This is a genomic window from Hydrogenophaga sp. R2, from assembly GCF_049843595.1.
Lineage (GTDB): Bacteria > Pseudomonadota > Gammaproteobacteria > Burkholderiales > Burkholderiaceae_C > Hydrogenophaga.
The window spans coordinates 836,697-850,581 of sequence record NZ_JBBHZN010000001.1; the positions used below are offsets into that span (position 1 = coordinate 836,697).

The 13,885-nt window shown below is 69.5% G+C and carries 15 protein-coding genes; 4 read left to right on the forward strand and 11 right to left on the reverse strand.

All coding sequences use genetic code 11. The features are described from left to right. Positions 1 to 15: 15 nt before the first annotated feature. From WD026_RS04070 to mltG, 5 genes are all read right to left on the reverse strand, one after another. Complete coding sequence (locus tag WD026_RS04070; protein WP_425722367.1) at positions 16 to 846, reverse strand: TatD family hydrolase; 831 nt, start codon at positions 844 to 846, stop codon at positions 16 to 18. Between the two features lie 66 nt (positions 847 to 912). Further along, positions 913 to 1,278 (reverse strand): PilZ domain-containing protein, encoded by a 366-nt coding sequence (locus WD026_RS04075; RefSeq protein WP_086119676.1) that lies wholly within the window; start codon positions 1,276 to 1,278, stop codon positions 913 to 915. Positions 1,279 to 1,309: 31 nt separating this feature from the next. Continuing rightward, complete coding sequence (locus tag WD026_RS04080) at positions 1,310 to 2,365, reverse strand: DNA polymerase III subunit delta' (protein WP_425722368.1); 1,056 nt, start codon at positions 2,363 to 2,365, stop codon at positions 1,310 to 1,312. Beyond that, a complete protein-coding gene (tmk, locus tag WD026_RS04085; RefSeq protein WP_425722369.1) occupies positions 2,362 to 3,009 on the reverse strand; it encodes a dTMP kinase in 648 nt (215 codons plus the stop codon). The genes WD026_RS04080 and tmk overlap by 4 nt, the downstream gene beginning before the upstream one ends. A gap of 14 nt (positions 3,010 to 3,023) precedes the next feature. After that, positions 3,024 to 4,022, reverse strand: coding sequence for an endolytic transglycosylase MltG (mltG, locus tag WD026_RS04090; protein WP_425722370.1), 999 nt, complete (start codon positions 4,020 to 4,022; stop codon positions 3,024 to 3,026). Between the two features lie 108 nt (positions 4,023 to 4,130). Here mltG and WD026_RS04095 point away from each other — a divergent pair, with 108 nt between their 5' ends. Then, the gene (locus WD026_RS04095) at positions 4,131 to 5,027 is read left to right on the forward strand and encodes a YgfZ/GcvT domain-containing protein (protein ID WP_425722371.1); all 897 of its coding nucleotides are present in this window, start codon (positions 4,131 to 4,133) and stop codon (positions 5,025 to 5,027) included. Between the two features lie 9 nt (positions 5,028 to 5,036). After that, positions 5,037 to 5,888 carry an NRDE family protein gene (locus WD026_RS04100; RefSeq protein ID WP_425722372.1) on the forward strand — a complete coding sequence of 284 codons (852 nt, stop codon included), beginning with the start codon at positions 5,037 to 5,039 and terminating at the stop codon, positions 5,886 to 5,888. Here the strand turns inward: WD026_RS04100 and WD026_RS04105 are convergent. Together WD026_RS04105 and WD026_RS04110 are read right to left on the reverse strand one after the other, a co-directional pair. Further along, positions 5,875 to 6,738: a YbgC/FadM family acyl-CoA thioesterase gene (locus tag WD026_RS04105; protein WP_425722373.1), complete on the reverse strand. Its 864-nt coding sequence runs from the start codon at positions 6,736 to 6,738 to the stop codon at positions 5,875 to 5,877. The two genes, WD026_RS04100 and WD026_RS04105, sit on opposite strands and share 14 nt — an antisense overlap. 12 nt (positions 6,739 to 6,750) lie before the next feature. Continuing rightward, positions 6,751 to 7,692, reverse strand: coding sequence for an alpha/beta hydrolase (locus WD026_RS04110; protein ID WP_425723198.1), 942 nt, complete (start codon positions 7,690 to 7,692; stop codon positions 6,751 to 6,753). A gap of 177 nt (positions 7,693 to 7,869) precedes the next feature. On the opposite strand from WD026_RS04110, the gene WD026_RS04115 reads away from it, so the two are divergent. Then, a complete protein-coding gene (locus WD026_RS04115) occupies positions 7,870 to 9,006 on the forward strand; it encodes an iron-containing alcohol dehydrogenase (RefSeq protein WP_425722374.1) in 1,137 nt (378 codons plus the stop codon). A gap of 179 nt (positions 9,007 to 9,185) precedes the next feature. After that, on the forward strand, positions 9,186 to 9,977 hold the full coding sequence (locus WD026_RS04120; protein WP_425722375.1) for a winged helix-turn-helix domain-containing protein: 792 nt from the start codon (positions 9,186 to 9,188) through the stop codon (positions 9,975 to 9,977). A 2-nt stretch (positions 9,978 to 9,979) separates the two neighbouring features. On the opposite strand, the gene WD026_RS04125 is transcribed toward WD026_RS04120, so the two are convergent. From WD026_RS04125 to WD026_RS04140, 4 genes are all read right to left on the reverse strand, one after another. Beyond that, the gene (locus tag WD026_RS04125; RefSeq protein ID WP_425722376.1) at positions 9,980 to 10,927 is read right to left on the reverse strand and encodes a rhodanese-related sulfurtransferase; all 948 of its coding nucleotides are present in this window, start codon (positions 10,925 to 10,927) and stop codon (positions 9,980 to 9,982) included. A 23-nt stretch (positions 10,928 to 10,950) separates the two neighbouring features. Next, positions 10,951 to 12,027: a phospholipase gene (locus tag WD026_RS04130; protein ID WP_425722377.1), complete on the reverse strand. Its 1,077-nt coding sequence runs from the start codon at positions 12,025 to 12,027 to the stop codon at positions 10,951 to 10,953. A 40-nt stretch (positions 12,028 to 12,067) separates the two neighbouring features. After that, complete coding sequence (locus WD026_RS04135) at positions 12,068 to 12,907, reverse strand: HDOD domain-containing protein (protein ID WP_425722378.1); 840 nt, start codon at positions 12,905 to 12,907, stop codon at positions 12,068 to 12,070. Between the two features lie 95 nt (positions 12,908 to 13,002). Further along, positions 13,003 to 13,785: an HDOD domain-containing protein gene (locus WD026_RS04140; protein ID WP_425722379.1), complete on the reverse strand. Its 783-nt coding sequence runs from the start codon at positions 13,783 to 13,785 to the stop codon at positions 13,003 to 13,005. Positions 13,786 to 13,885 lie beyond the last annotated feature (100 nt).

A 13,885-nucleotide genomic window follows, 5' to 3' on the forward strand; every position in this document is an offset into this window, starting at 1 on the left:
ACGCGCTTTTTCATTTCATTGAAGTGTTGCTTGAGGTTTTTCGACCGGCTGGGCCCGGTTGAACAGCGCGTGGAAATTGTCGCTCGTGGCCTGCGCCACCGCCTCCACCGACATCCCGCGCAGCTCGGCCAGCTGGCGCGCCACCCAGGGCACCAGGGCCGGGGTGTTGGTCTTGCCCCGGAACGGCACGGGCGCCAGGTAGGGACTGTCGGTCTCGATCAGCAGGCGATCCATCGGCACGAAACGCGCCACGTCGCGCAGGTCGGCGGCGTTGCGGAAGGTGAGGATGCCCGAGAGCGAGATGTAGAAGCCCAGGTCCAGCGCCGCACGGGCCACGGCCTCGGTCTCGGTGAAGCAATGGAACACGCCACGGGCCACCGGCGTGCCCGCCTGCGGGCTGGCAAAGCCACCCTCTTCCTGCAGGATGGCCAGCGTGTCGTCGGATGCCGACCGGGTGTGGATCACCAGCGGCAAACCGGTCTGCCGTGCGGCGCGGATGTGGGTCCGGAACCGCTCGCGCTGCCATTCCATGTCGGCCAGCGAACGCCCTTCCAGCCGGTAGTAGTCCAGTCCTGTTTCGCCGATGCCCACCACCTTGGCGCGCGCGGCGCCCGCCAGCAGATCGTCCAGCGAGGGCTCCTGGACGCCTTCGTTGTCCGGGTGCACGCCCACCGTGGCCCAGAGCTGCGGCTGCGCGGTCAGGGCGTGCACCTGGTCGAACTCTTCGAGTGTGGTGCAGATGCACAGCGCCTGGCTGACCTGGGCGTCGGCCATGGCCTGAAGGATCTCGGGCAGGCGTTCCCGCAATTCGGGAAAGCTCAGGTGGCAATGGGAGTCGATGAACATGTCGGTTCGCCAAATGAAGACACCGCCCGGGGCGGTGTCGTTGTCAGGGGCCGGGCACGGGCCCGGTCAGATGGTCTGGGTCGCCCGGTCGGAGCCGATGGAGGCGCCCAGGATCTCCTCGATCTTGAGCTTGAGCTGTCGCGACTTGTCGTCGGCCGGAAACCGGATGCCCACGCCCTGGGTCCTGCCACCCTGGGCCTTGGCCGGGGTCACCCAGGCCACCTTGCCGGCCACCGGGTAGCGCTGGGGATCGTCCGGCAGGCTCAGCAGCACATACACGTCGTCGCCCAGCTTGTAGTCCCGCGCCGAGGGAATGAAGATGCCGCCGTCTGCGAACAAGGGGATGTAGGCGGCGTACAGCGCCGCTTTTTCCTTGATGGAGAGCTGGATCACGCTCGGCCGGGCGGCCGACGAAGACGGGTTGGTGCTCATGGGGCGCAGTGTAGCGGCAAGCGTTGCCGCCTCATACCGATACCCGGGCTGACTGAGTCCGTGCCGCCACAGAAGTCACGCCCTTGCCCAGCACCTGGCGGGCCCGGGCGGCCCAGGCCTCCTGCATCAGGCCGGCATTGAAGGGATGCTCGACCGTGCGCGCTGCCGCTCCCAGCTCGCGCGACCAGTTGGCCAGGGCCCGCCAGGGTGGCGGCGCCGGCAGATCCTCGGGCCTGAAGTACCGGGGCGTTGCGCCCGTGGCATGGACCATCAGGTCATGGCACAGCTGTTGCAGCACGGAGAGCTGGCGGGCGGCACCCCAGTCGGCCAGCCTGCTCCAGTCGCCCTTGGCCAGCGCGCGCGGCAGCGCCCGCCAGACCGCTTCGGTCAGTCCCAGCGACGCCCAGGCCAGCGCATCGGCTGGTCGACCACCGGCCGCGCGCCACCACACCAGGGCGGTGGCGCGGTCAACACCCTGCCCGGCCTGCGCCTGGAGCCAGGCCAGGGCTTCGTCTTCGTCGGGCCAGGCCAGGGCATGGCTCTGGCAACGGCTGCGCACCGTGGGCAGCAGCTGGTCGGCCGCTTCGGTGGCCAGCAGGAAACGCAGGTCGCCGGCCGGCTCTTCCAGGGTCTTGAGCAGGGCGTTGGCCGATTCGGTGTTCAGGCGGTCGGCCGGGAACACCAGCACCGCCTTGGTCCGCCCGCGCGAGCGGGTGGTCTGACCGAAGCCCACGGCATCGCGGGCGGCATCGACCCGGATCCAGCGACTGGGCTTGCGCTTCTTGTCGTCCAGTTCTTTCTGGGTGGACTCGTCCAGCGGCCAGCCGTGTTCCAGGCACAGGGTCTCGGGCATGAGCACGCGCAGGTCGGCATGGGTGCGCACATCGATGGCGTGGCAGCTGCCACAGGTGCCGCACGCACCGGTGGGCAGCGGGTTTTCACACAACCAGGCCCGCACCAGCGCCATGCCCAGCTCGTACTGACCCAGGCCGCTCGGCCCGGTGAGCAACAGCGCGTGACCGCGCTGGGCCAGCAGCGACTCCAGCTGGCGCTGCAGCCAGGGTGGCAGGGTCCGGGCGTCCGTCATGCCCCGGCTCCCGGCAGCCAGGTGCGTGCAGCCAGAGCGGCCCGCACCTCGTCGGCCACGCGTTCCAGCGGTTGATGCGCGTCGATGCGCACAAACCGGTGGTGGGCGGCGGCCGCCCGTGCGGCGTAGCCGGCGGACACCCGCTCGAAAAAGACCTGCGGCTGTGCCTCGAACCGGTCCGGCACCCGGGCCGAGGCCAGGCGGGTGGCGGCCACCGCGGCCGGCAGATCGAACCACAGCGTCATGTCGGGCTGGCGCACGGTGTCGTCGGGCATGGCCTGCACCCAGGCCTCCAGCAGCGACAGCACCTGCAGATCGAAGCCACGTCCGTGGCCCTGGTAGGCAAAGGTGGCGTCGGTGAAGCGGTCGCACAGCACCACCTCGCCGGCGGCCAGGGCCGGCTCGATGACCTGCTGCAGGTGGTCGCGCCGGGCGGCGAACATCAGCAGGGCCTCGGTCAGCGGGTCCATCGGGTCGTTGAGCACCAGTTCACGCAGCTTTTCGGCCAGCGGCGTGCCGCCGGGCTCGCGGGTCAGGCGCACGGTACGGCCGTGGCGCCGGAATGCGTCGGCCACCGCGCCGATGTGGGTGGACTTGCCGGCACCGTCGATGCCTTCGAACGTGATGAACAGACCGGACTGCATGGTCGCCAGTGCTTTCAGCGGTTGAGGATGTAGCGCCGCACCGCCGCGTTGTGCTCGTCCAGGGTGGCGCTGAACTGGCTGGAGCCGTCGCCACGGGCCACGAAGTACAGCGCGCTGGTGGGCTTGGGCTGCACCGCCGCGCGCAACGAGGCCTGTCCGGGCAGCGCAATGGGCGTGGGTGGCAGCCCGGTTCGGGTGTAGGTGTTGTACGGGCCGTCGGTTTCCAGGTGCACCCGGCGCAGGTTGCCGTCGAAGCGCTCGCCCAGCCCGTAGATGATGGTGGGATCGGTCTGCAGCCGCATGCCGATGCGCAGCCGGTTGCTGAAAACGCCGGCGATCTCCGGCCGGTCGCTGGCCAGGCCGGTTTCCTTCTCGACGATGCTGGCCAGGATGAGCGCCTGCTCCGGCGTGCGCAGCGGCGAATCCGGGGAGCGTTGGGCCCAGGCCTGGGCCAGCTGCTCGTCCATGGCCGCCGCTGCCTGCCGCAGCACGCTGGATGCCGGCGACCGGCGCGCCACGCGGTAGGTGTCGGGGAAGAACCGGCCCTCGGGGTGCACGCCGGGCTTGCCGATCAGGTTCATGACCTGGGCGTCGCTCAGGCCCTGCAGATCGGGCGTGAGGTCGGGATGGCGGCGCAGCAGGTCCAGCACCTGCCGGTAGGTCCAGCCTTCGATGATGGACACGCTGAACAGCGCCTGCTCGCCCGACACCAGCCGGCGCAGCAGGTCCTTCGGCGTGAAGCCCGCCGGCACTTCGTACACGCCGGCCTTGATGTCCTGGGCCTGACCCGAGGCGCGAAACCAGGCCTCCAGCGCCAGTGGCGGCACCTGAACACCGGCCTTGCTCAGCCGCTGGGCCACGCCACGGGCCGACGATCCGGCAGGGACCTCGACCAGCAAGGGCGCTTCGGCACCCAGCGGCAAGGGCCGGTCCAGCCACCACCAGGCCAGGCCGGCGGCGGCAACCAGCGCCAGCAGGGCGAACACAAAGAGGCGTTTGAGGAGTCCGAACACGGGCGAGACGGCGTCAGGGGGATGGCGGGGCGGGACGTCGCCCGGGGTGGACGGCCATGATAATCCAGGGCTTCGCGCCTGCTGGCGCGCCACACCACGCCTTCCCCCATGACCTTCCACGGACGCACCCCGCTCGACCACCTGGGCATCATCCGGGCCCACGGCGACGATGCCGCCGCCTTCCTGCACGGGCAACTGACCCAGGACTTTTCGCTGCTGGGCCTGTCGGAGGCCCGTCTGGCCGCCTTCTGTTCGGCCAAGGGCCGCATGCAGGCCAGCTTTGTGGGCTTCAAGCGCGCCCATGACGACATCCTGCTGGTCTGCTCGCGCGATCTGCTGCCCGCCACGCTCAAGCGCCTGTCGATGTTCGTGCTGCGCGCGAAGGTCAGGCTCAGCGACGCCACGGCGGACTTCGAGCTGCAGGGGCTGAGCGGCGATGCGGTGCCGACCGGCCTGCCCGCCACGCCCTGGAGTCACCTGAGGCAGGACGACACCAGCACCGTGCGCCTGTACCCGGCTGAGGGCATGGGCCGCGCCCTGCAGGTGGCGCCGGCCGGCAGCGCACGGGCCGACGTGCCTGCGCTGGACCCGGCCCTGTGGGCATGGCTGGAGGTGCGCAGCGGCGTGGCCACGCTCAGCCAGCCGGTGTTCGAGGCCTTCGTGCCGCAGATGCTCAACTACGAGTCGGTGGGCGGCGTGAACTTCAAGAAGGGCTGCTACCCGGGCCAGGAGGTCGTGGCCCGCAGCCAGTTCCGCGGCACGCTCAAGCGGCGCGGTGCGCTGGTGCATGCCGCCGTGCCCCTGGCCGCCGGCCAGGAGGTGTTCCACGACAGCGACCCCTCGCAGCCGTGCGGGCTCATCGCCCAGGCCGCGCCCCACCCGGACGGCGGCTTCGACGCCATCGCATCCCTGCAGACCAGCGCCATGGCCGGCGGCACGCTGCTGGTCGACGGCCAGCCGCTGAGCCTGCTGCCCCTGCCCTACCCCCTGCTGGAAGACATCTGAGCCCCCGGCATGTGCCTGATCGCGTTTGCCATCGGCCTGCGCCCTGACCTGCCGCTGTGGCTGGCGTCCAACCGGGACGAATCGTTCGATCGCCCCACCGAGCCGCTGCACCGCTGGCGCACCGATGACGGCGCCGAGGTGCTGGCCGGGCGCGACCTGCGCGACGGCGGCACCTGGCTGGGGCTGGGGCCGACCGGTCGCGTGGCCTGGCTCACCAACGTGCGGCAAGCCACGCCCGAGCGCGGCCGACGCAGCCGGGGTGAACTGGTGTCGCGCTGGCTGTCCGGCCGCGACGACCCGACCGCCTTCGTGCAGTCGCTGGCGCCCGAGCAATACGGCGGATTCAACCTGGTGCTGGGCGATCTGGCAGATCCGGGAGATCCGGCTCGTGGTCGATGGCATTGGGTCAGCAACCGCGATCCGGCCAACCCGCACGCGGAGCAGACGCCCCGACGCTTCGACCGAGCGCTGGGTCCGGGCCTCTACGGCCTGTCCAATGCCAGCCTGAACACGCCCTGGCCCAAGACCCTCCAGCTGTGCAATGCCCTGCAGGCGTCCGAAGGCACCCCGACGCATGCCGGCCTGATGGGCACCCTGACCGACCACCAGGCGGCCCCGGACCATGCCCTGCCCCGCACCGGCGTGCCGCTGGAGATGGAGCGGGCGCTCTCCAGCCCGTTCGTGCGCATGCCGGGCTGCGGCTACGGAACCCGCAGCACCACGCTGCTGCGCATCTGGCGCCACGCCGAGGGCCATGCCGCCCGCCTGGACGAATGGCAACACCCGCCCGGTGATCACCGGCCGCAGCTCGACCCGCAGCAACACCGCTGCGAGCAGATCGACCGGATCAGAGCGACCTGACCATCTCGATATGGGCGATGCCGGCTTCTTCGAACGGCTCGCCCTGCACCTGGAAACCCAGGCGCCGGTAGAAGCCCTCGGCACTGCGCTGCGCGTGCAGCAGCACCTGGCGGTCGCCCCGTGCGCGGGCCGCGGCGATCAGCGCATCCAGCACCTGCTGCCCGAAACGCCCGCCCCGCAGCACCCGGTGCACCGCCATGCGGCCGATCCGGCCGACACCGGGCTCGTGCACCAGCAGCCGTCCGGTGGCCACCGGCTGACCCAGGCGGTTGGTCAGCACCGCGTGCACCGCGTCGGCATCCAGCGCATCGAGCTCGATCGCCGGGTCGATGCCCTGCTCCTCGATGAACACCCGGGACCGCAGTGCCAAGGCGCCGTGTTGCAGCTCCCCCCAGCCGCCCACGGCCAGATTTGCCACCGGCTCGCCGGCCTCATAGCCCAGCAGGATGTCGCGCAGCGCCTGGGGCACCGGGCGTGACTTCTGCGTGGCGGGGTCGGCAAACACATAGACGATCTCGCTGCTGATCAGGTGCTGGTCGCCCCGGAAGATGGCCCCGCTGAAGGTGATGGACGAACTGCCGATGCGGGTGCAGCGCATGGCCACGTCGATCTGGTCGTCCAGCGTGGCCGAGGCATGGAATTCGATGGTCGCCTTCACCACGTACAGGTCGCCTTCGAGCTGCTCCATGGCCTCGGTGTAGGGCAGCGCCAGCGCCCGCCAGTAGTCGGAGATGGCGGTGTCGAAGTACATCAGGTAGTGGGCATTGAAGACGATGCGCTGCATGTCCACCTCGGCCCAGCGCACACGCAGGCGGTGAAAGAAGCGGAAATCGGATCGCTGCAGAGGCATGGGGTGCTCCGGTCAAGGGGATTGAAAAGCCTGTTTCAGGGCCTGGGCCGCGTGGCGATGCGCCGCCAGGGCCTGGGGCACCGCACGCCCGAACTGGATGAAGCCGTGGACCATGCCCGGGTAGATCTCCAGGTCCACCGCCACGCCGGCCATGCGCAGGCGGTCGGCCATGGCGATGCCCTCGTCGGTGAGCGGATCGCACTCGGCCAGCCCGATCCAGGCGGGCGCCACGCCGTCCAGGTCCACCGGGTGGCCGGTGTCGTCCACGCCATCCAGCGGGGCGAAGCGCCAGTCGTCCCGGTCGGCCGGGCCGCGCAGGTAGTGCCCGAAGAAATAGTCGATGTGCGCCTTCTCCAGCAGAAAGCCGTGCGCGAATTCGTGGTGGCTGCGCGTGTTCTGGTGGCCGGCACAGCCCGGGTAGAACAGCAGCTGGATGGAGAGCGGCAGGCCGGCATCGCGGGCGGTGAGCGCCGTGACCAGCGACAAGGTGCCTCCGGCACTGTCGCCCCCCACCGCGATGCGGGCCGGATCCAGCCCCAGCGCCGGTGCCTCGCGGTGCAGCCACTGCAGGCTGTCCCAGGCATCGTGCACCGCGGTCGGGAACTTCCACTGCGGCGCCAGCCGGTAGTCCACCGACACCACGGCGCAGCCGGCGAGCGCGGCCAGCTGCCGGCACAGCGGCTCATGGGTGGCCACGCTGCCCACCGTGAAACCGCCGCCATGCAGGTACAGCAGCACCGGCAGGCCGGGGTCCGGCGATGGCGAGAACAGCCGGGCATTCAGCCGGTGCCCGTCACGGCATGGAATGGACAGCGCCTCGACCCGGGCCAGCGGCACCGCCGGCACATCAAGCACACCCGCACCGGCCTCGTAGGCGGCCCGGGCCTGGTCCGGGGCGAGCGTGTGCATGGGCGGATGACCCGCGCGGTCGATGCGGTCCAGCACGCCGCGCATGGCCGGGGTCAGGCGGTGGCGATCGGCCACCGGATGCGCATGGGCGTGATGTGCATGGGGGTGATGAGACGGGTGATGAGGGTGGTGGGCCATGGACGGTGTGTCCTATCGGGGACCGCACCGGCGGTCCGCCTCCGTATAGTTTTCGCCACCCATGACCATAACCGGAGACCCAGCGTGGCCCAGATCCTGTACGTGACAAACATCCTCATCGACTTCGGCGCGCTCGCCCAGCTGCGGTCCGAATGCGAACGCTGCGGCATCACCCGCCCGCTGGTGGTCACCGACGCCGGCATCCGCCAGGCCGGGCTGCTGGACAAGGCGCTGGCCGCCCTCGGCGATGCCGCCGTGCCGGTGTTCGACCAGACCCCGTCCAACCCCACCGAAGCCGCCGTGCGCGCCGCCGCCGACCTCTACCGCCAGCAGGGCTGCGACGGCCTGATCGCCCTGGGTGGCGGCAGTGCCATCGACTGCGCCAAGGGCGTGGCGATCGCGGCCACCCATCCCGGTCCGCTCAAGACCTACGCCACCATCGAAGGCGGCTCGCCCTTGATCACCACCGCGGTCCCGCCGCTGATTGCCATCCCCACCACCGCCGGCACCGGCAGCGAGGTCGCGCGCGGCGCCATCGTCATCGTCGACGACGGCCGCAAGCTCGGTTTCCACAGCTGGCACCTGGTGCCCCGCACCGCCCTGCTCGACCCCGATCTCACCCTGGGCCTGCCGCCCTCCCTCACAGCCGCCACCGGCATGGACGCCATTGCCCACTGCATGGAAACCTTCATGGCGGCTGCGTTCAATCCGCCGGCCGACGGCATCGCCCTGGACGGGCTGGCCCGGGGCTGGGCCCACATCGAGCGCGCCACCCGCAACGGCCAGGACCGCGACGCGCGGCTCCAGATGATGAGCGCCTCCATGCAGGGCGCCATGGCCTTCCAGAAGGGACTGGGCTGCGTGCACAGCCTCAGCCACAGCCTGGGCGGCGTGAACCCGCGCCTGCACCACGGCACCCTCAACGCGGTGTTCCTGCCGGCGGTGGTGGGCTTCAATGCCGCCGCGCCGTCGGTGCAGGCCGAGAAACGCCTCGACCGCATGGCACAGGCCATGGGCCTGGCATCGGGCAGCGACATCGGACCGGCGATCGCCGACATGAATGCGCGTCTGGGCCTGCCCTCGGGGCTGGCGGCCATGGGGGTCGAGCACGCCCATTTCGCCCGGATCATCGATGGCGCCCTGGCCGACCACTGCCACAAGACCAACCCGCGGCTGGCCTCCAGGGACGATTACGAACAGATGCTGGCCACCTCTCTTTGACGACCTGCGGCTGCTGCGCGTGACGGAACGGTGAGACCTGTCAGGTCTGACAGGGACCGGTCAGACCTGAAAAAACTGTAATGCTTTAATTTTATTTGCGTTGTGTTTGCGTGACCTATCAGGCACATGCCAACACAACCGACAGGTCCGTTCCAACCGCTCATCCAGCCGGAGGCCCCATGAACGACGATTCAGACGTCAACCTTTCGCCAGCCTTTTCGTCCCAATCCCGCGCCGTCTTCCACTTCGGCGAGTTCACCGTGCGCTGCGACACCCGCGAGGCCACCCGCCACGGGGAACTCATCCGGCTGGAGCGCAGGGCCTTCGACCTGCTGGCCTACCTGCTCCACCAGGAAGGCCGGGTGGTCACCAAAGGCGAGCTGCTGGAGAAGGTCTGGTTCAACCACTTCGTGTGCGACTCGGTGATTGCCCAATGCATCATGAAGGTCCGCAAGGCCCTGGGCGACAACGGACAGGCCGCCCGTGTGATCAAGACGGTGCACCGTGTGGGTTACCGGGTCGGCCTGCCCGTCAAGCGCGAAGGTGCGCACCCCGAGCTGGGTGCCGATGCCACGGCCGACAACGCCGAGGGCGGTCCCCAGGTCATCTGGCTGCCGACCGAACCCCCCGCCGATCAGGAATCCCTGTCCTGGGTCAAGACCGGCTTGCTGCCGGTGGCCGCGCATGTGTTGCGCAGCCGGGGCATCGCCGTGTTCCAGCTCGATGCCGCCACCCCGGATGCCACCGAGAACCCGCTGGCGTCGGGCACGGTGCGGCTCGATGCCGGCTCCACACGGGGGGAAGCGGCCGGCATCGTGACCAGCCGGCTGCGGCTGGACAACGATGTCTACCGGTTCGACTGGCAGCTGCAGCTGGCCAGCGAGGAGTTCATCGGTACGGCCGAGGGCGGTTCGCCGGTGGAACTGGCCTTGCAGGCCGCAGGCGAGATCGCACCGCTGCTGCGCTGCTGAGGTCAGTGCGGATCCGGGACGTGGCCGACGTGGGTCGTGCCCCGGGCTTCCGCGAGTTCCACCTGGCGCTGCCGCTCGGCCAGGTGGGCTTTCTCTTCCGGGGTTCGCCGGTCGTGGCACTGGGGGCAGCTGACCCCTCTGACGAACAACGGTGACGTTCGATCTTCGGGCGTCAGCGGCCAGCGGCACGAACGGCACAGTTCGTGCGGACCCTGCACCAGGCCGTGCCCCACGCTGACCCGCTCGTCGAAGACGAAGCACTCCCCCTTCCAGCGGCTCTGTCCGGCGGGCACTTCTTCCAGGTACTTCAGGATGCCGCCTTCCAGGTGGTAGACCTCTTCAAACCCCCGCATCTTCAGCAGCGCCGTCGATTTTTCGCAGCGGATGCCGCCGGTGCAGAACATGGCCACCTTGGTCTTGCGACCCGCATCACCCTGCAGGGCTGGCTGTTGCTCCAGCCAGCCCGGCAACTCGGTGAAGCTGCGGATGCCCGGGTTGACCGCCTTCTCGAAGGTGCCGATGGCCACCTCGTAGTCGTTGCGGGTGTCGATGAGCAGCACCTCCGGATCGCTGATCAGCGCATTCCAGTCGGACGGTTTCACATAGGTGCCCACGGTGCTGTTCGGATCGAGTCCGGGCACCCGCAGCGTGACGATCTCCTTCTTGATACGCACCTTCATCCGGTGGAACGGTGGCTTGTCGCTCCAGGACCATTTGCACTGCAGACGCGCCAGCCGGCTGTCGGCCTTCAGGTGGGCCAGCACCGCGTGCACGCCCCGCTCCGGGCCTTCGTCCAGGCTGGCAATGGTGCCGTTGATGCCTTCGCCCGCCAGCAACAGCGTGCCGCGCACCCCGTTGGCCTCGCACACCCGCAGCAGCGGCTCACGCAGCTCGGCGTGGTCGGGCAGATCGGTGAACAGGTACAGGGCGGCGGTGACGTAGCGGGGCATGCCCCCGATTATCCCGCCCTCGATCACAGCGGACGGACGACCGAGGGATCGGGTCGGGCCAGCCACACCTGCCATTCGTCCACCAGCTGCTGGCTCGCGGCGGTGGCGGCCTTCCAGGCGGCCACCCGGCCCGCCAGGTCGGGACCGTAGCGGGTGAAGTCGGTGCGGTCGGGCAGCTTGCCGCCGGGCAGCCGCTGCACCCATTGCGGTGACGGGGCCAGCACCAGCATGTGCTCCAGCGCCGCCGTGGCGCCATGCCGGCGGCGCAGCGCCTTGTCCAGCCAGCCGGGGATCACCGATGGCTGGAAGTGCGGGTACAGCACGATGGGGGATGCGGGCGGCAGCTGGTAGTGCAGATGCAGGTGGTAGTCGGTGATGCCGCCGTCCCAGTAGGCGCCGGCGGGCGCGCCGGGTATGCCCGACACCGGCTCCAGCACGAACGGAATGGAGCAGCTGGCCTGCAGCGCCTGCATGAAGTTGTGGCCACTCAGCGGCACCGACGACGTGGGCAGATCGTGGGTGGCGAACGGCAGCTGGACGTCGCCGCTGGAGAACACCACCCGATCCAGCCAGCGGCCCAGGTGCTTGCGCCCGGCCATGTTGGCCACATAGGCCGCCGCGTAGCCCACCGGGGTGCGCACACGCCCGTCGCGCGACAGCAGGCCCTTGCCCCGGGAGGTGACGATGTGCAGGCGCCAGCGGGGATGGGCCAGGACTTCGTCCACGCGTCCGCCATAGAACAGGTCGAGGCTGGCCCGGAACGATTCACTGACCTGGCGCGCCGGTGGCCGGCTGCGGCCCGGCGGCACTTCGTAATGCTGGTGGATGTAGTCGTGCTCGAGCCGGCGGAAGGCCGCCACCGGATCGGACAGGCAGGCCGTGGCCATGCGCCAGGCGCCGATGGAGGCGCCGATCAGATCGATGCGGTGGGTGCTGGGAGCCAGCCATTCGCCGAAGATGAAGCGGTCCAGTCCGAGCAGGACCAGGCCCTTGGGGCCACCGGCTGCGGCCGGAATGGCGCCGATGTCCGATGGGTTCAGGCCGTGGGCCTGGATGTGCCGGAGTGCCGCCGGGCCGGCATAAAGTCGCAGCGCTTGCATGCCGCGATTGTGCCGGTTGACCGGCACGGGCCCTGGCGCCTCAGATGTCCTCGTCGTCCGAGCCGCCCACCAGATCGGCATGGCGCGAGATCGAGGGGATCTCCTCGGCCACCACCGTGTCCGGGTCGATGCCCAGCACCAGTCCCACCGGATCGGGGTAGGTGTTGATCAGCAGTTCGCTGCGCATGGACTGTTCTTCGGCCCGGGCGCGCCAGGAGCCGATGTGCACCACGCCCGCGATGGGCTCGTAGACATCGTTCTCGAACGGCGCCGTCTGGTGGTGGATGGCGTCGATCATGCGCTTGGGGAAATTCCATTCCTTGGCCAGCGCGGCGCCCACCTCGGCGTAGCTGTAGCCGAACAGGCCCCGCTCGGCCTTGGAACGCTTGAGGTCGAGCAGCGGCACATTGCGGTCGAGCTCGATCATGGCCTCGGGCATGCCGGCGTGCATGACCAGCTCGCCGATGCCGTGGATGAGGCCGGAGGTGAAGGCGGTGTTTTCGTCGATGCGGATCGGCAGCGCAATGTAGCGCGACAGGTTGGCCGTGTTGAGGCTGTAGCGCCAGAACTGGTTGAGATTGACCCCGGCCACCGCATGGAAGCCCTCGCCCAGCGAGGCCGCGATCACCAGGGCGCGGACCTTGATCAGCCCGAGCACGCTCATGGCCTCACGGGCGTTGGTGACATTGCGGCTCAGCCCGAAGAAGGCCGAGTTGGCGGTCTTGAGCAGGCGGGCGGTGAGCACCGGATCGTCCTCGATCAGCGAGGCGATGCGCATCGGGTCCACCTCGTCCTGATCGAAGGATTCGATCAGCTTGCGCACGACCTTGGGCGCCGAGGGCAGCGCGTTGGGCTGTTTGAGGAGTTTGTCGAGGTGCATCTGGACCTGCCTGTAGGAGTGGAATGCCGGCGTCTGATGTTCAGGCTATCGGCGTTTGCGGTCCCGACTTGAGCGGCCCCGAGCGGCCAGCAGGGTCAATCGATGAAGGCCGATAGCGCCTGGCTGAAGGACCACTCCTCCGGGTCCTTGCCCAGCACGCTTTCCAGGTCCAGACCCAGGGTCAGGCCCACCAGATCGGGGAAGGTGGCCACCAGACCGGCGTCGTCCATCTGGATCTCTTCGGCCCGCGCACGCCAGGAAGCCAGGTGCAGGATGCCGCCCAGCGTGTCGTAGTTGTCGCCTTCGAAGGGTTCTGCCTGGAAGCGCAGGGCACTGACGATCTCGGCCGGAAAGTGCCAGCGCTCCACCATGCCGGCGCCCACCTCGGCATAGGTGTAGCCGAAACGCACCCGCTCGGCGCCGGCGCGCTGCAGGTCCAGCGGCGGCACCACCATGTCCAGCGGGCCGACCTCGTCGGGCATGGCGATGTGCATCACCAGGTCACCGATGCAGTGGATCAGCCCGGCGGTGTAGGCGTTGGATTCGTTCTGGCGCAGCACCCCGGCCAGCGATTTCGAGATTTCGGCCACCCGCAGGCTGTAACGCCAGAACTGGGCCAGATTGACCCCGGGCACGTCCTTGAAGCTGGCCCCCAGGGCGGCGGCCATCACCAGCGAACGCACATGGGTCATGCCCAGCAGGGCCACGGCCTCCTGGGCATTGCCGATGCGCCGGCTGGAGCGGAAAAAGGCGGAATTGGACAGCCGCAGCACCCGGGTGGTGAGCGACGGGTCCTGCCCCACCAGCTCGGCCACCCGCTTGGGGCTGGGGTCTTCCTTGTTCATCTCGGTCAGCAGGTCGGTCACGGTGCGTGACATGGCCGGCAAAGCCCGGGGATAGTTCAGGAGCGCGTCGAGTTCCATGGTGCAGCCGTTGAAGTGGGTCGTCGGTGGGCGGGCGGGGTGTGGGGGTAGCTGC